Below are 21,722 nucleotides of genomic sequence, written 5' to 3'. Positions count from 1 at the left end.
ACGCGGCGGGCGGCGGTAGGCGCCTTCTAGGACAAGAGCCCCGATGGGGCTCTTTTGGGACGCTTACAGGGCCTTGATGGTTCCCTTGGGCAGGACGGTCGACACCGACGACTTCTGCATGATGACTTCGACGGGCTTGTCGGCCAGTTCGGAGACTTCGACGGTGACGTAGCTGTCGTTGACCTTGGTGACCTTGCCGAGCAGGCCGCCGGCGGTGACGACTTCGTCGCCCTTGGCCAGGGCCGCGATCAGGTTGCGGTGTTCCTTCTGGCGCTTCATCTGCGGACGGATCATCAGGAAGTAGAGGATCACGAACATCAGGATGATGGGCAGCATGCCCATCAGCGCATTGCCTTCGGGAGCGGCGGCCTGGGCCACGACGAGGCTGGCGGTATCGATAACGGACATTGAATTCTCCTGCGTTTGAGTCTGTTTGGGTTTATCGCTATGTTTTTGATGCGCCCATCCCCGCGCGAGCCATGGATAGGGCAAGCCGACTATTGTATATAGGTTATCGCCAGCCTTTAACTAGGGCGTCATCCCAGGCGCCAGGCGGCGGTCGCCTGCAACGGCGGCGTGCCTGGTCAAATGGGGGCGAAACCCGCCGGAAAAAGCCCCCGGCGGCGGCTTTTTTACCGGACTACTCCACGCCGCGGGCACGGTCCGCGGCGAACTGGGCGCGCCAGGCGTCAAAACGGCCTTCTGCAATGGCCTCGCGCATTTCCTTCATGATAGTCAGATAGAAGTGCAGGTTGTGCAGCGTGTTCAGGCGCGCGCCGGTGATTTCGTTGGCGCGCTGCAGATGGTGCAGGTACGCGCGCGAGAAATTGCCGCAGGTGTGGCAGCTGCAGCTCGGGTCCAGCGGCCGGGTGTCGTCGCGGTACTTGGCATTGCGGATCTTCACGTCGCCAAAGCGCGTGAACAGCCAGCCGTTGCGCGCATTGCGGGTCGGCATCACGCAGTCGAACATGTCGACGCCGCGGCTCACGCCCTCGACGAGGTCTTCGGGGGTGCCGACGCCCATCAGGTAACGCGGCGCCTGCGCGGGCAGCTTGGGCGTGACATGCGCCAGGATGCGCATCATGTCTTCCTTGGGCTCGCCTACCGACAGCCCGCCGATCGCGTAGCCGTGAAAGCCGATGTCCTGCAGTCCGGCCAGGGATTCGTCGCGCAGCGACTCGTACATGCCGCCTTGCACGATGCCAAAGAGCGCGTTCGGGTTGCCCAGGCGGTCGAATTCGTCGCGCGAGCGGCGGGCCCAGCGCAGCGACATGCGCATCGAGCGGGCCGCCTCTTCGACGGTGGCGGGGCGGCCGTCGATTTCATAGGGCGTGCACTCGTCGAACACCATGACGATGTCGGAGTTGAGCGAACGCTGGATGCGCATCGATTCTTCAGGCGTGAGGAACAGGCGCGCGCCGTCGATGGGAGAGGCGAACTTGACGCCTTCCTCGGTGATCTTGCGCATGCCCTGCAGGCTGAACACCTGGAAGCCGCCCGAATCGGTCAGGATGGGCTTGTCCCACTGCATGAAGCCATGCAGGCCGCCATGCTTTTCCATGATTTCGGTGCCCGGGCGCAGCCACAGGTGGAAGGTATTGCCCAGCACGATCTGCGAGCCGATTTCCTTGAGCTCGTGCGGCATCATCGCCTTGACGCTGCCGTAGGTGCCCACCGGCATGAAGATGGGGGTCTCGACCACGCCGTGGTTCAGCGTGATGCGGCCGCGGCGGGCGCCGCCGTCGGTGGCGAGCAGTTCGAAGTTGAGTCCGGTCATTGGGCAGGGGTTTCGATGAACATGGCGTCGCCATAGCTGAAGAAGCGGTAGCGCGCGGCGACGGCGTGGGCGTAGGCGCGGCGGATGGGCTCGACGCCGGCCAGCGCCGACACCAGCATCAGCAGGGTCGACTGGGGCAGATGGAAGTTGGTGACCAGCGCGTCCACCACACGGTACGCGTAGCCCGGGGTGATGAACAGGCGCGTGTCGCCCTGGGCGGTGGCCAGCGGGACGCCGGGGGCGGTGTGGCCCTCGGTCTGCGCGGCGGCCGATTCCAGGGCGCGCACGCTGGTGGTACCGACGGCGATCACGCGTCCGCCCTGGGCGCGGGCCGCGGCAATGGCGTCCACGGTGGCCTGGGGCACCGTGAACCATTCCGCGTGCATGACGTGGTCGGCCAGGTTGTCCACGCGCACTGGCTGGAAGGTGCCGGCGCCCACGTGCAGCGTGACGAAGGCGCGGGCCACGCCCAGCCCGGCCAGGCGATCCAGCGTGGGCTGGTCAAAGTGCAGGCCGGCCGTGGGCGCGGCGACCGCGCCGGGTTCGCGCGCGTAGACCGTCTGGTAGCGGTCGTCGTCGCCCGCGTCCGCCGCATGCGTGATGTAGGGCGGCAGCGGCGTGGCGCCGTGCGCGTCCAGCAGGTCGAGCACGGGGCCCGGAAAGCGGATGTCGAAGAGTTCGCCCTCGCGGCCCAGCACGGTGGCCTCGAAGGCGTCGGCCAGGCGCAGGACCATGCCGGGGCCCGGCGACTTGCTGGCGCGCACGTGCGCCAGGACGCGGTCGGGCTCGGTGATGCGTTCGACCAGCACCTCGATCTTGCCGCCGGTGATCTTGTGGCCGGGCAGGCGCGCCTTGATGACGCGGGTGTCGTTGAACACCAGCAGGTCGTTCGGACGCAGCAGGGAGATGAGGTCGGCGAACTGGCGGTCATGGAGCTGGCTGGCGGCATCCAGGTGCAGCAGGCGGCTGCCCGTGCGCTGGGCGGCGGGCGTCTGCGCAATGAGCTCGGGCGGCAGTTCGTAGTCGAAATCGGAAACGGTGAAGGACTGGGTCACGCGGATATCGGGATGAGTGGGGCCCGCCTGGCGGGCTTGGGGCAACCCGCTATTGTAAAGGGGACGGTTAATAGGGGCGGAACGGCGGCTTGCGCAGTTAAATGCGTCTGCTCCAGCCTTCGGGGCGGCCTCGCGCCGCCCGCAATCCGTCCAGGTTTTGTATGCTCTCGGTTTTGCTGGACGAGCAACCGGGTGGGCGTGCAATGACGGGACAAGTGATCAGGCGGGTGGGCGGACTGAAGCAATGGCTGGCCGGCGGTGTCCTGGCCCTGGCCGCGCACGCCGCCCTTGCGCAGGTTCCAGGATTGCCCCCCGACGTGGTCAAGGCCTGGAAGGCGAGCAAGCTGCCGGAAAGTTCGCTGTCGCTGGTGGTCCAGGAGGTCGGCGGCCCGCGGCTCGTGGCGCTCAACGCGAAGGAAGCCCGCAATCCGGCCTCGGTGATGAAACTGGTCACGACCTGGGCAGCGCTGTCCGAGCTGGGCCCCAATTACGTTTGGCGCACCGAATTCATGACGGCGCCCGGCGCGCGTCCCGACGCCAAGGGCGTGCTGGCCGGGCCGCTGTATCTGCGGGCCGGCGGCGATCCCCAATTCTTGATGCAGGACCTGTGGACGCTGCTGCGCGAACTGCGGCTGCGCGGGGTCAAGCAGATCAACGATCTCGTGATCGACCGCAGCATCTTCGGCCAGGTCACGACCGACCCGGGCGCGTTCGACGGCGCGCCCGACCGGGCTTACAACGCCAGCCCGGACGCGCTGATGGTGGGCTTTGGCGCGCTGCGGCTGCTGTTCACGCCGGATCCGGTCGCCAACAAATGGGTGCCGCTGATCGATCCGCCGCTGCCCGGCCTGAAGATCGAAGGCCAGGTCGAATGGAGCGACGTGCGCTGTCCGGGCCCGCCGGTGGTCACGACCGACCCCCTCATTACCCAGCAGGGCGTCACCATCCGTGTCAACGGCAAGGTGGCCGGTTCCTGCGGCGAGTTCAGCCTGTATCGCCTGGCGCTGTCCCAGCCCGAATACGCCACCGAAGTCTTCCGCATGCTCTGGAAGGAGCTGGGCGGCACGTTCAAGGGACAGGTCCGGTCCGGCATGGTGCCGGCCGACGCCGTTGTGCTGGCCTCGCACGACTCGCCCACGCTGGCCGAGGCGATCCGCCAGATCAACAAGCGCAGCAACAACGTCATGGCGCGCACCCTGCTGCTGACGCTGGGCGCCGAGCGGGGCCGCCGTCCGGCCACCGTCGGCAGCAGCGAAGAAGTGGCCAAGCAGCTCCTGGCCAAGCAGGGGCTGGACATGCCGGAACTGGTCATCGACAACGGCGCCGGCCTGTCGCGCGACGCCCGCGTGTCGGCGGACAGCCTGGCGTCGATGCTGACCGTGGCCTGGAATTCGCCGGTGATGCCGGAATACATTTCGTCCTTCGCCATCGCCGGCGTGGACGGCACCGTGCGCCGCCGCCTGAAGGGCAACGGCACGCTGGGCATGGCCCACCTGAAGACCGGCTCGCTGCGCGACGTGCGCTCGATCGCCGGTTACGTGCTGGGCGCCAGCGGCAAGCGCTACGTGGTCGTCAGCATCGTGAACCACGAGCAGGCAGGCGCCGTCCGCGCCTTTGACGACGCCTTGATCTCCTGGCTCGCCGAACAATAGCCAAAACGATTACGATCCTCTCGTGTGGCTCGCGAGCGGGCGGCGCAGGTGCGCTGCGCCGCGCCGGGTCCCCCTGAGGCCAAAAGCATTCTGACCAACAAATACTCTGGAGAGTTACGCACATGCCCGTGCACGAAATCCGCCATCCGCTGATCCGCCACAAGCTCGGGATCATGCGGCGCGCCGACCTCAGTACCAAGAGCTTCCGTGAACTGTCGCAGGAAGTGGGCGCGCTGCTGACGTACGAAGCGTCCAAGGACCTGCCGCTGGCGCCCGCCACGGTCGAGGGCTGGTGCGGGCAGGTCGAAGTCGAGAAGATCGCCGGCAAGAAAGTCACCGTGGTGCCCATCCTGCGCGCCGGCATCGGCATGCTGGACGGTGTGCTGAGCCTGATTCCGGGCGCCAAGGTCAGCGTCGTGGGCGTGGCTCGCAACGAAGAGACGCTGGAAGCGCACACCTATCTGGAACGCCTGGTGGGCGAACTCGACCAGCGCCTGGCGCTGATCGTCGATCCCATGCTGGCCACGGGCGGTTCGATGGTTGCCGCCATTGATCTGCTCAAGCGCGCCGGCTGCAAGGAGATCCGCGCGCTGGTGCTGGTGGCGGCACCCGTGGGCATCGACGCGGTGCTCAACAAGCACCCGGACGTGCATATCTACACGGCGTCCATCGACGAGGGTCTGAATGAGCACGGCTACATCATGCCGGGCCTGGGCGACGCCGGCGACCGCATCTTCGGCACGCAGCAAAAGGGCTGAATACCCATCCGGCCGTGCCCGCCAGGGATATCGGCCGTGAAGAACCGGCGCCGCGCCGATGCCGCGCCGGACAGCGGTTCTAGGCCGTCAGCGCCGGCTGCCCCAGATGCTGGCCGAACCAGTGCAATTGGGGCGCCAGGCCCGCGACCTCGCCCACGATCAGCAGGGCGGGAGAGCGGACGGCATGGTCGCGGGCCAGTTCCGGCAGTTGCGCGAGCCGTCCCGACACCACGCGCTGTTCGGGCCGGCTGCCGTTCTCGACCAGCGCGAACGGCGTGTCTGGCGAGCGGCCGTGGCGCAGCAGGCGCTGCGTCAGCAGATCAAGCTGGCCTACCCCCATGTAGAACGCCAAGGTCTGCTTTTCGCGCGCCAGCGCGGGCCAATCCAGGTTGTCTTCGTCTTCGCGGCAATGCGCGGTGATGAGGCGCACCGATTGGGCGTGTTCGCGGTGCGTCAGCGGAATGCCGGCATAGGCCGCACAGGCCAGCGCCGCGGTGATGCCGGGCACCACCTCATAGCGCACGCCATGCGCGCGCAAAAACTCCAGTTCCTCGCCGCCGCGGCCAAAAATGAAGGCGTCGCCGCCCTTGAGCCGCACCACGCGGCGGCCCGCCTGCGCGTATTCCACCAGCAGGCCATGGATGCGCGCCTGCGTGGCGTGATGGTTTTCGCCCGGCAGCTTGCCCACGGGCACGCGGTCGGCGTCGCGCCGGGCCAGCGACATGACTTCGTCGCTGACCAGGCGGTCGTAAAGAATGACATCGGCTTCGTTCAGCGCGCGCAAGGCCTTGAGCGTCAAGAGGCCCGGATCGCCCGGCCCCGCGCCCACCAGCACGACGCTGCCCTCGGCGGGCGCAATCGGCGCGGCCAACGCGTCGGCCAGCGCGGCCTCGGCCTGCGCCGGCTGCTGCTGGCGCAGAAAGCCCGCCACCGGGCCGTCCAGCAGCCAGTCGTAGAAGCGTCGGCGCGCGCCCAGGTCGGGGTGGCTGGCGCGAATGCGCTTGCGGTAGACGGCGGCCAGGCCGGCCAGCTGGCCCAGCGTGTGGTCGAACAGCGACTCGATGCGTTCGCGGACGCGGCGCGCCAGCACGGGCGCCACGCCCGACGACGAAATGGCGACGATGACGGGGGAGCGGTCGACGATGGACGGCACCTGGAAGGACGACAGTTCGGGGTCGTCCACCACGTTGCTGAAAATACGGCGCGCCTCGGCGGCCTGGGACACCGCGGCGTTGACCGTCCGATCGTCGGTGGCGGCGACCACCAGCCAGACGTCTTGCAGCCAATCGGGGTTGAACGTCCCGGGCAGGTGGCGCACGCGGCCCTCGGACACAAGCGCAGCCAGCGCGGACGTCAGTGCCGGCGCGCCCACGACCACGTTTGCGCTGGCTTCCAGCAGGGCCAGGGTTTTGCGCTCGGCGACCGCGCCGCCGCCAACAACGAGTACCAGCCGGTCTGTCAGATCGGCAAAAATCGGGAAAAGCTTCATGTATGCCAGCCTCGGGCGCACCCGGCTCAATGTGGGTCGATGATAGGGACGGGCTCTCATCCCCACAACTTTTGATTTCTTTAATTCATATAGCCATAACTTATTTAACGGCCCGTCAGGCGCTGCCCAGCCATTGGCTCATCTCGACGACCTCGCGGGCGACCTCGCCCAGCCGCTTCTGGCTCTGCATGGCGCGCTCGCGCAGCAGCCGGTGGGCCTCGTCCTCGGTCACGGCGCGCGTTTTCATGAGGATACCCTTGGCTTTTTCCACCCACTGCCGGTCCGCCAGCCGCAGTTGGGCCTCGCGCAATTCCTCGCGCCGGGTTTTCTCCATGGCGAAGCGCTCGATCGCCACGGTCAGCAGGGGCTCGATGCGGGCGGCCGGCACGTCCCCGACCACGTAGGCGGCAACGCCTGCGCGCAAGGCCGTGCGGATGGTCTCGCGGTTGCCGTCGTCGGTGAACATCACGACCGGCCGGTCGCTGTGCGAACTGGCCACGCAAATGTTCTCCAGCGTGTCGCGGCCGGGGGCGTCGCTGTCGATCAGCACCACGTCGGCGGCGGACTGCGCGATGCTGGCGGCCAGGTCCGTGCCGGGCGCGACCTCGGCCACGACGTGCACGCCCGCCGCGGCAAGCGTTTGCCGCAGCGACGCCGCGCGTCCCTCGCCATCGTTGAGCAGCATCACCTTCAACATGAAACACCCCCTGTGCGATGACTGATGCAAGTTCCATGCCATCGTCGCCGCGCGCGGCGCGGGGCGCGCGCGCACGATGGCGGGGCGCGCGCCGCACAGCGATGGTGCGGTGCGGCATCGTACTGCGCACCAAGTTGGCTCCGCCCCTGATTCAGCCCGGCGACGCCAGACCGGCGCGGGTTGGGCGCATCGCAAGCGCTGGCGCGGGCTGCGGCGCGGTTTGCGCAGACCGCCAGAAATCTGGCACGGCGATTGCTTGAGTGAAGTCGGGGCGGCCAACGGCGGTCGCCCGACGCAACGCGCCGCATCACGCGGCCAGGGACAACGACGTTCCGCTGCGCCACTGGATAGAGATCCGTGGCGCGCGGAACGTTTTTTTTTGCCGCCACCCGCAAGGAGCCTCGCATGACGCCTATGACCCGCAGTCCCTCGACCGACGCCGCCCGCGCCGACATGACCGCCAATGCCGGCCGCCGCAAATGGCTCAGCGGCACGGCGCGCGCGGTGGCTGGCGCCGGTCTGCTTTCATTGGTCGACCCGCTGGTGCGCGCCGGCGCGTGGGCGGCGGGCACCGACGCGCCGGAAAAGACCGAGGTGAAGATCGGCTTCATCCCGCTGACCGACTGCGCATCGGTGGTGATGGCGTCGGTGCTGGGTATCGACAAGAAATACGGCGTCAAGATCACGCCCTCCAAGGAAGCCTCGTGGGCCGCCGTGCGCGACAAGCTCATGAACGGCGAGCTGGACATGGCGCACGTGCTGTATGGCCTGGTCTACGGCGTGCACCTGGGCATCGGCGGACCGAAGAAGGACATGGCCGTGCTGATGAGCCTGAACCAGAACGGACAGGCCATCACCCTATCGAACAAGCTGCTGGAAGCCGGGGCGCGCGACGGCGAATCGCTCGCCAAGCTGATGGCCGCGGACAAGCGCGAATACACGTTCGCGCAGACCTTTCCGACCGGCACGCACGCGATGTGGCTGTATTACTGGCTGGCGGCACATGGCATCAATCCCATGAAGGACGCCAAGGTGATCACCGTGCCGCCGCCGCAGATGGTGGCCAACATGCGGGTGGGCAACATGGATGGCTACTGCGTGGGCGAGCCGTGGGGCGCGCGCGCCATCATGGACAAGATCGGCTTCACCACGGTGACGTCGCAGGGCATCTGGACGGACCATCCCGAGAAGGTCCTGGGCGCCAGCGCCGATTTCGTGAACCGCAACCCGAACACCGCGCGCGCCGTCACGGCCGCGATCCTGGAAGCCGGCAAGTGGATCGACGCGTCGCCCGAAAACCGCCGCAAGACGGCCGAGACCATCGCCGCCAAGTCCTACGTCAACACGGACGCCAGCGGCATCGTGGACCGCATGCTGGGGCAGTACGACGACGGCCTGGGCAAGAAATGGTCGGACGCGCACGCCATGCGCTTTTACGCCGACGGCGCCGCCAACTTTCCGTACCTGAGCGACGGCATGTGGTTCCTGACGCAGCACAAGCGCTGGGGCTTGCTCAAGGAACACCCGGACTACCAGGCGATTGCCACGCAGATCAATCGCATCGACCTCTACAAGCAGGCGGCGCAGGCCGCGGGCGTGGCGCTGCCTGCCAGTGAAACGCGCACGTCCACGCTGATCGACGGTGTGGTCTGGGACGGCAGCAATCCCGCGGCCTATGCCGACGGTTTCAAGGTCAAGGCCTGACGGCCGCTACGAGAAGGGGACTGGCGATGTCTACCGTAACGATGACAAGCCGCGGCAGCGAATTTGCCGCGCTATGGCGGGAACGTTTGGAATCGGCGTTGAAGGCCGTGGTGGGGCCGGTTGCCGGCTTTGCGCTCTTTGTGCTGGTCTGGCAGGTGGTGGCGATGCGCATCCCGGAGATTCCGACGCCCGGGGGCACGTGGCATGCGGCCGTGGAACTGTTCGCCGATCCGTTCTATGACAACGGTCCGAACGACAAGGGCATCGGCTGGAACCTGCTGGCTTCGCTGGAACGCGTGGCGGCGGGATTCGGGCTGGCGGCGCTGGTCGGCATCCCCGTGGGCTTTGCGATCGGCCGCTACGCCGCGGTGCGCGCGATGTTCTCGCCCATCGTCAGCCTGTTGCGGCCGGTGTCGCCGCTGGCGTGGCTGCCGCTTGGGCTTCTGCTGTTCAAGGCGGCCAATCCGGCCGCGATCTGGGCCATCTTCATCTGTTCGATCTGGCCGATGATCATCAACACCGCGGTGGGCGTGTCGCGCGTGCCGCAGGATTACCTGAACGTGGCGCGCGTGCTGAACCTGTCCGAATGGAAAGTCACGACCAAGGTGCTTTTGCCCGCGGTGCTGCCCTACATGCTGACCGGCGTGCGGCTGTCCATCGGCACGGCATGGCTGGTGATCGTGGCCGCCGAGATGCTGACGGGCGGCACCGGGATCGGCTTCTGGTTGTGGGACGAGTGGAACAACCTGAAGGTCGAGCACATCGTCATCGCCATTTTCGTGATCGGCATCGTGGGGCTGCTGCTGGAGACCCTGCTGGTCGCGCTGGCCCGCCGTTTCACCTACACCGAGGAATAGCGCCATGAAGAAATTCGTACGCATCGAGCGCGTGGGACAGACCTTTGACACCCGCAAGGGCGCCTTCGTGGCGCTGCGCGACATCGACCTGACGGTCGAGCAGGGCGAGTTCATCACGCTGATCGGCCATTCCGGCTGCGGCAAGTCCACCTTGCTGAACCTGATCGCCGGCCTGACCCGGCCCACGAGCGGCGTGCTGCTGTGCGCCGAACGCGAGATCACCGGCCCCGGTCCGGACCGCGCGGTGGTATTCCAGAACCATTCGCTGCTGCCGTGGCTGACGTGTTTCCAGAACGTGCACCTGGCGGTCGAGCGGGTGTTCGGCGCCACGGAAAAGCGCGCCCAGTTGGCCGAGCGCACGCGCGCCGCCCTGGACCTGGTGGGCTTGTTGCCGGCGCAGAACAAGCTGCCGCGCGAGATATCGGGCGGCATGAAGCAGCGCGTGGGCATCGCGCGCGCGCTGGCGATCGAGCCCGGCGTGCTGCTGATGGACGAGCCGTTCGGCGCGCTGGATGCGCTGACGCGCGCGCACCTGCAGGACGAGCTGCTCAAGATCGTGGCCAAGACCCGCACGACCACCATCATGGTTACCCACGACGTGGACGAGGCCGTGCTGCTGTCGGACCGCATCGTCATGCTGACCAATGGACCGGCCGCGACCATTGGCGAGATCCTGCCGGTGCCGCTGCCCCGGCCGCGCGACCGCGTGCGGCTGGCCAACGATCCGACATACCTGGCGTGCCGCGCGGGCGTGGTGGACTTCCTGCATCGCCAGCACGGCAATCCCGAGCGTTCCCAGGCGGCGGTCCAGGCCAACGCCGCGCTTGCCGTCGTGCCCGCGCCGTTGCAGGAAGCCGGCGCAGCAGCGGCGCGCGCCGCCGCGTAAGGGGGCGGTCATGCAAGCCAGACAGAAGCTGGTCGTGGTCGGCAACGGCATGGCCGGCATCCGGACCGTGGAGGAGCTGCTCAAGCTCGCGCCCGATCTTTACGACATCACGGTGTTCGGCGCCGAGCCCCACACCAACTACAACCGCATCCTGCTGTCGCCGGTGCTGACCGGCGAGCGCACGCTGCAGGACATCGTGCTGAACGACGAGGCTTGGTATGCCAGCCACGGCATCCGCCTGCGGCGCCAGTGCACGGTGACCGGCATCGACCGCGCGCGGCGGATGGTCGTGGCCGACGACGGCACGCGCGCGCCTTACGACCGGCTGTTGCTGGCGACCGGATCCAAGCCTTTCATCCTGCCGGTGCCGGGTCACGACCTGGCGGGCGTGGTGGCGTTTCGCGACATTGGCGACGTCAACCTGATGATCGACGCCGCCTCGCGTTACCGCCACGCCGTGGTGATCGGGGGCGGATTGCTGGGGCTTGAGGCCGCCAACGGCCTGGCGGCGCGTGGCATGGCCGTGTCGGTGGTGCATCTGGGCGCGGCGTTGCTGGACCGGCAACTGGACGGCGAGGCCGCCGCGCTGCTGCGCGAAAGCCTGGAGGCCCGCGGCCTGACGTTCCTGCTTCAACACCAGACCGAGGCGATCCTCGGCGGGCCGGACGGGCGCGTGCGCGCGGTGCGCTTCGCGGACGCCTCCGAAGTCCCCGCCGACCTGGTGGTGATGGCGGCGGGCGTGCGGCCCAACACCGAGCTGGCGCAACGCTGCGGCCTGCATGTGGATCGCGGCGTTGTGGTCAGCGACACCTTGCAGACGTTCGACCCCCGCATCTACGCGGTGGGCGAATGCGTCAGCCATCGCGGCACGGCATACGGCCTGGTGGCGCCGCTTTTCGAGCAGGCCAAGGTCGCGGCCAATCACCTTGCGCAGCATGGCATCGGCCGATACGAAGGCAGTGTCACGTCGACCAAGCTCAAGGTCACCGGCATCGACCTGTTTTCCGCAGGCGACTTCGCGGGCGGCTCGCAGACCGAGACCATCACGCTGGCCGACATGCCGGGCGGCGTCTACAAGAAACTGGTGATCCAGGGCGACCGGCTGGTGGGCGCCTGCCTGTACGGCGATACGGCGGACAGCGCGTGGTACATGCGGCTCATCCGTGAAGGAGCCGGCATCGGCGTGCTGCGCGAGCAGCTCATGCTTGGCGAAGGCGCGGCAAGGGAGTAGGACATGGACATGCCGATGGCGCGACGGATTGAGATCGTCAGTGAGGCGGCGCATGAGATCGCGTCCATCTGCTGCTATTGCGGCACGGGCTGCGGGGTGCGCGTGCAGGTGCGCGGCGGCGCGGTGGCGGGCGTGAGCGGCGATGACTCGCATCCGGCGAATCGCGGGCGCCTCTGCAGCAAGGGCCTGGCGCTTGGCGACACCGTGCGGCGCGATGGCGCGCGCGTGCTGTCGGCGCAATGGCGCGAGGCCCGTGGCGAGCCGCTGCGGGAAATCGGGCTGACGCCCGCGCTGGACATGGCCGCGGACCGGCTGGCAGAAGCGATCGCCAAGCATGGGCCCGATTCGGTGGGCTTTTATCTGTCGGGCCAGTTGCTGACGGAAGACTACGCGGTCTTCAACAAGCTGGCGCGCGCGCTGGCGGGCACCAACAACATCGACACCAATTCCCGGCTCTGCATGTCGAGCGCGGTGTCGGGCTACAAGCGCACGCTGGGCGCGGATGCGCCGCCCGCCTGCTATGAAGACCTGGAGCTGGCCGACACGGTGCTGATCGCCGGGTCCAACATGGCCTACGCGCATCCGGTGCTGTTCCGGCGGCTGGAAGCCGCACGCGCGCAGCGTCCGGACATGAAGGTGATCGTGGCCGATCCGCGCCGCACGGACACGGCCGCGTTTGCCGACCTGCATCTGCCGATCGCGCCGGGGTCGGACGTGGCGCTCTTCAATGCCATGCTGCACGTGATGTTGCGCGAAGGCTTGGCCGACGAGGACTACATTGCGCGCCATACGGAGGGCTTCGAGGCGTTGCGGGCGCGCGTGCAGACGGTCACGCCCGAGGCGGCGCAACGCCTCTGCGGGGTGCCGGCAGACGACATCGTCCAGGCCGCGCGCTGGTTCGGCAAGGCGGGCGCGGCGTTGTCGCTGTACACGATGGGCTTGAACCAGTCGGTCGCGGGCACCGACAAGAACGCGGCGCTGATTCACCTGCATCTGGCCACGGGGCAGATCGGGCGTCCCGGCGCGGGGCCGTTTTCGCTCACCGGACAGCCCAATGCCATGGGCGGCCGAGAGGCCGGCGGCATGGCGACGCTGCTGCCGGGCCACCGTGATCCGGCGTCCGCCGCGCACCGCGCCGAGGTCGCGCGGCTGTGGGGCGTGGACAGTCTGCCCGACGCGCCGGGCGCCACGGCGCTCGATATGTTCGACGCGGTGGCGGACGGGCGCATCAAGGTCCTGTGGATTGCCGCGACCAACCCGGCGCAGTCGCTGCCCGACCAGGCGCGCGTGCGGGCCGCGTTGGCGCGCGCCGAGTTCGTGATCGTGCAGGAGGCATACGCCGGCACCGAGACGCTGGCCCATGCCGACCTGGTGTTGCCGGCGGCGACCTGGCCCGAGAAGTCCGGCACCGTGACCAATTCCGAGCGGCGCATCAGCCGGGTCCGCGCGGCGATCGCGCCGCCCGGCGACGCGCAGCCGGACTGGCGGCTGGCGCAGGCGGTCGGCGTCCGGCTGGCCGCGCGCATCGCGCCGCACAAGACGGTCCTCTTCGATTATCGCGATGAAAGCGAGGTCTTTGCCGAGCACGCGCGCATGACGGCCGGCCGGGACTTGGACTACAGCGCGCTGGGCTACGCCGCGCTGGAAGCGGGCGGACCGCAGCAGTGGCCGTATCGCGCCGGGCAGGGCACGCCGCGGCTCTATGCCGACGGCGTCTTTCCCACGGCGAGCGGCCGGGCCCGATTCTGCGATGTGTCGTGGCGGCCGACGGCCGAAGCGGTCTCGGAAGACTATCCGCTGCAGCTCACCACCGGCCGGTTGCGCGATCACTGGCACACCATGGCGCGCACCTCGCTTGCCCGGGCGCTGATCCAGCACGTCGAGGAGCCCTGGGTGTCGCTGCATCCGGACGACATGCGCCGCCTTGGCCTTGCGGCCGGCGACCTGGCCCGGCTGGACTCGCGCCGCGGCGGTCTGGTGCTGCCGGTGCAGGCGGACGACACGCTGCGGCCGGGGCACGCTTTTGTGCCGATGCACTGGGGCAGCGCCTTCATGGCCGGGTTGGGCGTGAACGCCCTGACCAACCCGGCGTCCGATCCGGTCTCGCGCCAGCCGGAGCTCAAGTTCACCGCATTGCGCGCGACGCCGGCCGGGTTTGCGTGGCAGGCCGCGGCCTGGCGGCAGGGCGACGCCGTGGCGTTGCGGGCCCGGCTTGCGCCCTGGCTGCGCCGTTTCGACTACGCCGTCGTGCTGCCGGCGGGCGCCGGGGGCGTGCGGCTGCGGCTGGCGAGCCGCGTCGCGCCCGATGCCGCCGTGCTGCACGAGCTGGCCGACGCGCTGGACCTGCGGCGCCCGGAGGTCGCGTACGACGATCCCGCGCGCGGCTGCCTGCGCCGGGTCGCGGCCGGGCAGGGCGTGTTGCGCGCCTTTTTGTTGACGGGCGACCTGCGCGCGCAGGAGGCGTTGCTGGCCTGGGCGGCAGGCGGTGAGGCGCCGGCAAGCGCCGCGGCGCTGCTGATGGGACGCGTCGCGGGCGCGGCGCGCTCCCGGCCGGTTTGCGTCTGCAACGGCGTGAGCGAAGCGGCCATCCTGAAGGGCATCGAGCAGGGTTGCGATCTGGCGGCGCTGAAGGACACGCTGGGCTGCGGCACCGGTTGCGGCTCGTGTGTGCCGGAGATCAGGTCGCTGATGACGCGCGCCCCGGCGGCGGCGCTTGCGTGACGACACGTTCGGACATACGCCGCGCGCGGCAACCGGTGTAGTATCAAGCCAGCCGTCCCTCAAGGCGGGGACGGCATTTTCCGTTTTCTGGAGTGGCTTGTGACGACGATGCGAAAAATGGCATCCCTGGTTCTAGCGGCCGGCGCGTTGGGCGCGGCCGCCTCGGTGCAGGCTGGCGTGTGCGACGCGCAATTCATGCACGACGGCGGCTCGGTCCAACTGACCGGCACGGGCAATCTGGCGCTGGGCGCCGACCTGACTTTTGCCGAGGTTACAAAAAGCAATGGCGACAACTGCCGCGCGCGCGTGCAGGGCCTGGCCACGTTCAGCTACGCAGGCCTGCCGCCCGGCAAATCCAAGCTCGATTACCTGATGACGGTCAAGGGCGGCCAGGCCACCTTCCTGCGCTACGCCACCGCCGGCGAAGCGCCCAAACCCGCCGAAGGCCAGTTCGACCTGCGCATGCTCGGCCTCTTTGCCTACGACGGCAAACTGGCTTCGGGTCAGAAGCTGCCCGGCTCGTCGTTTCGCCTGAAGATCGGCAAGGAAGCGCCCGTTGGCGGCCAGCCCAGCACCACGGTGCGCATCGGCGAAAAAACCGTCGGCCAAAAGACTGCGCTGACCACGGCGCTGGGCAAGCAGTCCTGCCACCCGATCACCTATACCCGCAATTCGGATCCCACGATGGCCACGTTCCAGGGCCTGACCATTCCCATTCCCGGCATGAACACGACGGTCACGGACTGGTATTGCCCGGCCGTGAATCTGGTGATGAAGCAGGACATCGACCAGGGCGGCGTGAAGTCCGCCGTTGAGATTACGCAGATCAAGTAGCACCCGGTAGCAAGCGGGCGTTTGCGCCCGCTTGGCCGCTGGTATCATCGTCTCGTCATGGACACACAACAGGAGCTCAGAAAATGGCAACGAGAAAATCCGAAGACGTCGCAAAAGAAAAACTGATCGACAGTGTCAAGACCAGCCTGAACGACGCCGAAAGCCTGCTGCGCGAAGCCGCCAGCAGCACCGGCGACAAGGCCAACGAACTGCGCGACCGCGCCCTGACGTCGCTGCGGCGCACGCGTGAGGCGCTGTACGAAGCGCAGGATGCCGTTCTCGAACGCGGCCGCAAGGCTGCCCGCGCGACGGATGACTACGTGCACGACAATCCCTGGCAAGCCATCGGGGTGGCAGGCGTGACCGGCCTGCTGCTCGGCTTGCTGATCAGCCGCCGCTGACAGGGCAGGATGTCCGGGCGGCAGGCACGGCGACACGCCGCTGCCTGCCGCCCGGCGTTCTTTCAGCCATGGGTCTAAGAAAAACTGTATTCGGTGTTGCCTCCAGCCTGGTCGGGCTGATGCGCACGCGGTTGGAGCTGCTGGCTCTTGAAGCCGCGGACGAAAAGGCGCGCCTGCTCAAGCTGCTGGGCCTGGCGTTTGCGGCCCTGCTATTTCTGACGCTGGCGGTGCTGGTGGCCACCATCACCATCGCCGTGGCGTTCTGGCCCACGGAAGACCGCTATCTGGCCCTTGGCCTGCTGGCGGGGTTCTATGGTGTTGCTGGCGTGGTGCTGCTGCTGGTGGTGCGCCACGGACTCGTCTACGGACCGGCGCCGTTTTCGGCCACGCTCGAAGAGCTGAGCCGCGATGCGGAGCTGCTGGACAGGGTGCGCGAAGCCCAAGCCGATGACGAGACGGCGGTGCGCCGGCGCGAGGGGTTCTGAGTCATGCACAAACGATCTCCCACCGTCGACCGCGCCGTGCGCATCGAACTCTTGCGCGCCCGCGCGGCAATCGAGCGCGAGTCGCTGGCGCAGAACATCGTGTCGGCCGGGCGCAGGCTGGAACCCAGCGCGCTCATCCGCGGCATGTTGCCGGGCCTGGCATCGGGCGGCGCGTCCCGCTGGGCCTTGCAGGCCATCACGCTGGCGCGGCGCTATCCCATCATCAGTTCGTCGCTGTCCGCCATGTTCATGCGGGGCGGCAATCGGGGCAAACTCCTCAAACTTGCCGGCGGCGCGTTCGTGGGCTGGCAGATCCTGAAGGCCGCGCGCGGCATGCGCCAGGATGATGATCCGGAACGCGATTGAACTGACGCCAGCTGAAAAGACAAAGCCCCGTTGACGGGGCTTTGTTATTTGCGCGCGGTGCAGCCGGCTACAGCCCCAACTGCCCCCACATGTCGTCCACGCGTTTCTTGACGTCGGCGTCCATCGTGATGGGCGTGCCCCATTCCCGGTTGGTTTCGCCCGGCCACTTGTTGGTGGCGTCCAGACCCATCTTGCCGCCCAGGCCGGACACCGGCGAGGCGAAATCCAGATAGTCGATCGGGGTGTTCTCCACCAGCAGCGTGTCGCGCACCGGGTCCATGCGGGTGGTCATCGCCCAGACCACTTCCTTCCAGTCGCGCGGGTTGATGTCTTCGTCCACGACCACGATGAACTTGGTGTACATGAACTGGCGCAGGATGCTCCACAGGCCGAACATGACGCGCTTGGCGTGGCCCGCGTACTGCTTGCGGATCGACACCACGGCCAGGCGGTAGCTGCAGCCTTCGGGCGGCAGGTAGAAGTCCACGATTTCCGGCAGCTGGCGGCGCAGCAGCGGCACGAAGACCTCGTTCAACGCCACGCCCAGCACGGCGGGCTCGTCGGGCGGCTTGCCGGTGTAGGTGGAGTGATAGATGGGATTGCGGCGCATCGTGATGCGCTCGACCGTGAAGACCGGGAACCAGTCCTGTTCGTTGTAGTAACCGGTGTGGTCGCCGTAAGGGCCTTCCAGCGCCATTTCGTAGCCGGTGTCGGGCGGCGGATTGACGCCATCGGGAACCACGGGCTTGATGGCGCGCGGGTCCGAGGAGGGCAGCAGATGGCCTTCCAGCACGATCTCGGCCCAGGCCGGCACGGACAGGTTGCTGCCCAGCGCCTGCGCGACTTCGGTGCGCGAGCCGCGCAGCAGGCCCGCGAACTGGTATTCGGACAGGCTGTCCGGCACCGGCGTGACGGCGCCCAGCGTGGTGGCCGGATCGGCGCCCAGCGCCACTGCGATGGGGAAGGGCGTGCCGGGGTTGGCGATCGCGTGGTCGCGGAAATCCAGCGCGCCGCCGCGATGCGACAGCCAGCGCATGATGAGCTTGTTCGGCCCCAGCAGCTGCTGGCGGTAGATGCCCAGGTTCTGGCGCTTGGCATTGGGGCCGCGCGTGATCACCAGGCCCCAGGTCAAGAGCGGCGCCACGTCGCCCGGCCAGCAGGTCTGGATGGGCAGGCGCGTCAAGTCCACGTCCTTGCCTTCCCAGACGATTTCCTGGCAGGCGGGGCTCTTGACGTTCTTGGGGCTCATGTCCCACAGCGCGGACTTCAGCATCGACACCTTGGCCAGCGCATCGCGCAGGCCCTTGGGCGCCTCGGGCTCGCGCAGCGAGGCCAGTAGCTCTCCGATGTCGCGCAGCGCGCTGACGTCGTCGGCGCCCATGCCGCGCGCCACGCGCGCGGGGGTGCCGAACAGATTGGCCAGCACCGGCATCTGCGCGGGCTGGCCGTTGTGGCGGGCGTTTTCGAACAGCAGGGCGGGGCCTTCGGCCCGCAGCACGCGGTCGGAAATCTCCGTCATTTCAAGCTGCGTCGACACCGGCGCGGCAATGCGTTTGAGCTCGCCCATGCGTTCAAGTTGGGCGATGAAGTCTCTAAGGTCGCGGTATTTCACTACAGATCCCAGCGATTTGGTTACATTTCAGGTTCAAAGAGAGGTTAACATTGACTCCCTCTTTTTTACGCAGGAGGTTTTATGCCCGATGCGTCAGTGGCCAGCCTGTTCAGGAACATGGCCCAAGGAGTGCACCAATATCTTGCCGAATCCCTGCGCATTTGCTCTGTCTATCTGGGCATTGCGGTCATTGTGACGGTAAGCATGGGATTCGCCCTGCCTGGTTTGCGCGACCAGGCATTGCAAGTGCACAAAGCCTTGTTGACCGCCCTCGCGCCTTCATCCATGCAGGCCAGCTCCGAATCCGAAGCCGGCTCCGAACTGGGTGCCGACACGTCGTCGGCAATTGCCATGGCCGTACCCGCCGCCCCTATCAGCAACGCCACCGGCATGCTGGGGCCGGCCCGACTCGCGCCGCCCGCGCCCAAGAAGACCGCTTCGGCGGCCACGGGGCCACAGGCGGAAGCACTGCGCAACTATATCTCGCGCAAATACAAGGTCGCGTATGACGCGACCGGCCCGCTGTTGAACACCGTGTACAAGGTCAGCCGCGAAAAGCAGCTTGACCCCTTGCTGGTCCTGGCCGTGATCGCCATCGAATCGCGCTACAACCCCCTGGCCGAAAGCCACGTGGGCGCGCAGGGCCTGATGCAGGTCATGACCAGCGTGCACCAGGACAAGTTCGATGCGGTCGGCAAGAACCCGCTGGACCCGGCCGCCAACATCGGCGTGGGCGCCACGATCCTGCGCGACTGCATCAACCGCCGCGGTTCCGTGGACGGCGGCTTGGCGTGTTACGTGGGGTCCACCGGTCCGGACGACAACGGCTATGGGGCGAAGGTGCAGGCGGAACGCCGCCGCCTGGCGCTCGCCTCGGGCATCGCGCTGGCACGCGACTGATCCTGCGTCCTGCTCCGGCACCAGGCGCGCCCGTTGGGGCGCGCTTTTTTTCGTCCGGTCAGCGTTGCAGCAGCACGCCCATCCGGGCCACCGCCTCTTCCAGGCGATCCAGGCCGGTGGCGTAGGAAAAACGCATGGTGTGGGCGGCGTGCGCCGGCCCGAAGTCCAGGCCCGGCACCGCGGCCACGCCGGCTTCCAGCAGCAAGCGTTGCGAGAACGCGGCGCTGTCCATGCCCAGGCTTCTGATATCCGCATAGATATAGAAGGCGCCGTCCGGCTTGACCGGCACGTCGATGCCCAGGCGTTCGAATTGCGGCAGCAGGTAGTCGCGGCGCTGCTTGAAGGCCTCGCGCCGGTGCTCGAAGATCTTCAGCGCGGCGGGAGTAAAGCAGGCGAGCGCGGCGTGTTGGGCCAGCGTGGGCGCGCAGATCGCCAGGCTGGAGGCAATCTTTTCCACCGGCGCGACCATGTCGTCCGGCACGATCATCCAGCCCAGGCGCCAGCCCGTCATGTGGAAGTACTTGGAAAAGCTGTTGATGACGATGACGTCGTCGTCCAGCGTCAGGGCCGAGCGCGGCTGGCCGTCGTAGGACAGACCCAGATAGATTTCGTCGACGATGGCAAAGCCGTCGCGGGCGCGCACCTGCGCCAGCAGCTCGGCCAGTTCGCCGGGGGCGATCGAGGTGCCGGTGGGATTGCTGGGCGAGGCCACCATCACGCCCTGCGTGGCCGGCGTCCAGTGGCGCGCGACGTCGTCGGCGGACAACTGGAAGCGCTTGTCGGCCGTGCTGGGAATCAGGCGGGGCACGCCGCCCGCAGCCAGCACGAAATTGCTGTTGGCGGGATAGGACGGATCGGGCATCAGCACTTCGCCGCCCGTGTTGACCAGCGCCGCGCAAGCCAGCGTCAGGGCGCCGGAGGCGCCCGCGGTGACGATAACGCGGCGTGGATCGATGGCGGCGCCGAACTGGTCGCGGTAGAACTGCGCGATGGCGTCGCGCAGCGGGGCGATCCCCGCGCCCGGGCTGTAGCCGCTCAGGCCTGCGCGCGCGGCACGGTCCAGCGCTTCCACGACCTGAGGGGGCGCGGTAAAGTCCGGTTCGCCGATGCCCAGGCTGATAATGTCTCTTCCGGCCGCCTGCAGCGCCTGCGCCTGCTTGAACAGTTCCATCACCTGGAACGTCAGGAAATCGTGAGTGCGGGTGGCAAGGCGGGGCATCGGAATCTCGAAAGCGTCATCTAGCAAAAAAGGAATTGTAGTCATGCAGCCATCCCGGCGCGCCTTCCTCCTGGGACGTCGGCCCGTCCAGACGCCATGGGCGGCCTTCGTGCAACGCCTGGCGCTGGTGTGCCAGGGCAAGGTCCGCGACCTGGGCGAGGGCGGCGCAGACGGCACGTGCGCCGTCTTGACGCCCGTCCGCGGCGCCGACGTCGTGCAGGCCCGCAAATTGTGCGCCGAATACCGGGTGGTCCTGGAACTGGAGGGCGCGGCGGGACCGTTCGCGCCCTCGGCCCGGCCTCGCCTGCGGGTCGATCCCGTGCTGCTGACCGGGTTGACGCGGCTGGCGGGCGGCACGCCCCGCTGGCACGCGCAGCCGGGCGTGACCTTGGCCGAGCTGGCCAGCGCCGGCCTGCGGCAATTTGCCGGGTTGCCGGGCGACATGACGCTGGCTCAATGGGTGGCGGCGCCGGCTGCCTGGCCGGCGGGCCATTGCGCGGCCTCGGGCCTTGCGGCGGCGGACGTGCTGCTGGCCGATGGCGTCGAGGAAACGCTGGGGGCGTTTGGCGAGGCCGATGTCCAGCCCCTGCGCTCGGCCACCGTCCAGCGCCTGGTGCCCGCGCTGTTCCAGCTGGCCTCCGGCGGCGACGCGTTCGCCACCAACGACGGCTATCACTGGCTGGGCCGCTACCGGCTGGATGCGCTCAAGCCCGAGGCGCCGGCCACCGTCAACCTGGCGCAATTGCTGTTGGGCCACGGCGGCACGCTCGCCTGGTTGCAGGCTGCGGAGTTGACCGACGTGCCGCCTGGCAACGACGTTCAGGCCGTGGACGAGCCGGCTTCCCGCCCCGGGCCAGCGGCCCCCGGGCTGGCCACCGTGCGGCTGGACGGACGGGTCAAGACGTTGTTCGACCCGGACGGCTGCTTCCCGGAATTCCAGTGGCCGGAAGTCTGAAAAACATTCAGCTTACTGTAAGATTTCGGCGCTCGACCTCAAGAAAGCGCGAGGCCCGCGTATCGCGCCGCCCGGCATGGGAATAGAATTCCTCCCTCTTTCGTGTCACACACTCTAGCCAGT

Annotated in this window: 19 protein-coding genes and 1 pseudogene; 13 read left to right on the top strand and 7 right to left on the bottom strand. The window is 68.0% G+C overall.

What is annotated here, in order from left to right; translation table 11 throughout:
* Positions 1-63: 63 nt before the first annotated feature.
* The 3 genes from yajC to queA all read right to left on the bottom strand — a co-directional run bounded on the left by yajC (position 64) and on the right by queA (position 2,832).
* A complete protein-coding gene (yajC, locus tag KVT32_RS13050; protein WP_042794815.1) occupies positions 64-408 on the bottom strand; it encodes a preprotein translocase subunit YajC in 345 nt (114 codons plus the stop codon).
* A gap of 232 nt (positions 409-640) precedes the next feature.
* Positions 641-1,777, bottom strand: a complete 1,137-nt coding sequence (gene tgt, locus KVT32_RS13045; RefSeq protein ID WP_062838759.1) for a tRNA guanosine(34) transglycosylase Tgt — start codon at positions 1,775-1,777, stop codon at positions 641-643.
* A complete protein-coding gene (gene queA / locus KVT32_RS13040; RefSeq protein WP_193725317.1) occupies positions 1,774-2,832 on the bottom strand; it encodes a tRNA preQ1(34) S-adenosylmethionine ribosyltransferase-isomerase QueA in 1,059 nt (352 codons plus the stop codon). The genes tgt and queA overlap by 4 nt, the downstream gene beginning before the upstream one ends.
* Before the next feature lie 203 nt (positions 2,833-3,035).
* Between queA and dacB the strand changes: the two genes are divergently transcribed.
* Together dacB and upp are read left to right on the top strand one after the other, a co-directional pair.
* Positions 3,036-4,484, top strand: coding sequence for a D-alanyl-D-alanine carboxypeptidase/D-alanyl-D-alanine-endopeptidase (gene dacB, locus KVT32_RS13035; protein ID WP_217618335.1), 1,449 nt, complete (start codon positions 3,036-3,038; stop codon positions 4,482-4,484).
* Between the two features lie 122 nt (positions 4,485-4,606).
* Positions 4,607-5,242: a uracil phosphoribosyltransferase gene (upp, locus tag KVT32_RS13030; protein ID WP_056326620.1), complete on the top strand. Its 636-nt coding sequence runs from the start codon at positions 4,607-4,609 to the stop codon at positions 5,240-5,242.
* 79 nt (positions 5,243-5,321) lie between these two features.
* On the opposite strand, the gene cysG is transcribed toward upp, so the two are convergent.
* Positions 5,322-6,731 (bottom strand): siroheme synthase CysG, encoded by a 1,410-nt coding sequence (cysG, locus tag KVT32_RS13025; protein ID WP_217618334.1) that lies wholly within the window; start codon positions 6,729-6,731, stop codon positions 5,322-5,324.
* 115 nt (positions 6,732-6,846) lie between these two features.
* Positions 6,847-7,428, bottom strand: a complete 582-nt coding sequence (locus KVT32_RS13020; protein WP_056326624.1) for an ANTAR domain-containing response regulator — start codon at positions 7,426-7,428, stop codon at positions 6,847-6,849.
* 405 nt (positions 7,429-7,833) lie between these two features.
* Here KVT32_RS13020 and KVT32_RS13015 point away from each other — a divergent pair, with 405 nt between their 5' ends.
* The 9 genes and pseudogenes from KVT32_RS13015 to KVT32_RS12975 all read left to right on the top strand — a co-directional run bounded on the left by KVT32_RS13015 (position 7,834) and on the right by KVT32_RS12975 (position 16,913).
* Positions 7,834-9,132, top strand: coding sequence for a CmpA/NrtA family ABC transporter substrate-binding protein (locus KVT32_RS13015; RefSeq protein WP_217618333.1), 1,299 nt, complete (start codon positions 7,834-7,836; stop codon positions 9,130-9,132).
* A 26-nt stretch (positions 9,133-9,158) separates the two neighbouring features.
* Positions 9,159-9,989: a nitrate ABC transporter permease gene (ntrB, locus tag KVT32_RS13010; protein ID WP_217618332.1), complete on the top strand. Its 831-nt coding sequence runs from the start codon at positions 9,159-9,161 to the stop codon at positions 9,987-9,989.
* A gap of 4 nt (positions 9,990-9,993) precedes the next feature.
* Entirely contained in the window at positions 9,994-10,875 is an 882-nt protein-coding gene (locus tag KVT32_RS13005; protein WP_217618331.1) for an ABC transporter ATP-binding protein, read from the top strand.
* Positions 10,876-10,885: 10 nt separating this feature from the next.
* Positions 10,886-12,088: pseudogene (locus KVT32_RS13000) on the top strand (NAD(P)/FAD-dependent oxidoreductase); the annotation flags it as partial.
* Positions 12,089-12,109: 21 nt separating this feature from the next.
* On the top strand, positions 12,110-14,827 hold the full coding sequence (locus KVT32_RS12995; protein ID WP_217618329.1) for a nitrate reductase: 2,718 nt from the start codon (positions 12,110-12,112) through the stop codon (positions 14,825-14,827).
* A gap of 108 nt (positions 14,828-14,935) precedes the next feature.
* Positions 14,936-15,661, top strand: coding sequence for a hypothetical protein (locus KVT32_RS12990; RefSeq protein ID WP_175155314.1), 726 nt, complete (start codon positions 14,936-14,938; stop codon positions 15,659-15,661).
* An 83-nt stretch (positions 15,662-15,744) separates the two neighbouring features.
* Entirely contained in the window at positions 15,745-16,062 is a 318-nt protein-coding gene (locus KVT32_RS12985; RefSeq protein WP_056326638.1) for a YqjD family protein, read from the top strand.
* A gap of 68 nt (positions 16,063-16,130) precedes the next feature.
* Positions 16,131-16,547 (top strand): phage holin family protein, encoded by a 417-nt coding sequence (locus KVT32_RS12980; RefSeq protein WP_217618328.1) that lies wholly within the window; start codon positions 16,131-16,133, stop codon positions 16,545-16,547.
* Between the two features lie 3 nt (positions 16,548-16,550).
* The gene (locus tag KVT32_RS12975; RefSeq protein ID WP_217618327.1) at positions 16,551-16,913 is read left to right on the top strand and encodes a hypothetical protein; all 363 of its coding nucleotides are present in this window, start codon (positions 16,551-16,553) and stop codon (positions 16,911-16,913) included.
* A 67-nt stretch (positions 16,914-16,980) separates the two neighbouring features.
* Here KVT32_RS12975 and KVT32_RS12970 read toward each other — a convergent pair whose 3' ends face one another.
* The gene (locus tag KVT32_RS12970; RefSeq protein WP_217618326.1) at positions 16,981-18,525 is read right to left on the bottom strand and encodes a UbiD family decarboxylase; all 1,545 of its coding nucleotides are present in this window, start codon (positions 18,523-18,525) and stop codon (positions 16,981-16,983) included.
* A gap of 81 nt (positions 18,526-18,606) precedes the next feature.
* Here KVT32_RS12970 and KVT32_RS12965 point away from each other — a divergent pair, with 81 nt between their 5' ends.
* Positions 18,607-19,425 carry a lytic transglycosylase domain-containing protein gene (locus tag KVT32_RS12965; protein WP_056326644.1) on the top strand — a complete coding sequence of 273 codons (819 nt, stop codon included), beginning with the start codon at positions 18,607-18,609 and terminating at the stop codon, positions 19,423-19,425.
* A gap of 58 nt (positions 19,426-19,483) precedes the next feature.
* Here KVT32_RS12965 and KVT32_RS12960 read toward each other — a convergent pair whose 3' ends face one another.
* Entirely contained in the window at positions 19,484-20,644 is a 1,161-nt protein-coding gene (locus KVT32_RS12960) for a pyridoxal phosphate-dependent aminotransferase (RefSeq protein WP_217618325.1), read from the bottom strand.
* A gap of 43 nt (positions 20,645-20,687) precedes the next feature.
* Here KVT32_RS12960 and KVT32_RS12955 point away from each other — a divergent pair, with 43 nt between their 5' ends.
* Entirely contained in the window at positions 20,688-21,599 is a 912-nt protein-coding gene (locus KVT32_RS12955; protein WP_217618324.1) for an FAD-binding protein, read from the top strand.
* The last annotated feature ends 123 nt before the right edge of the window (positions 21,600-21,722 follow it).

Source organism: Achromobacter sp. GbtcB20 (assembly GCF_019091095.1).
GTDB lineage: Bacteria > Pseudomonadota > Gammaproteobacteria > Burkholderiales > Burkholderiaceae_B > Achromobacter > Achromobacter mucicolens.
This window is presented reverse-complemented; position numbering and strand designations above follow the sequence as displayed.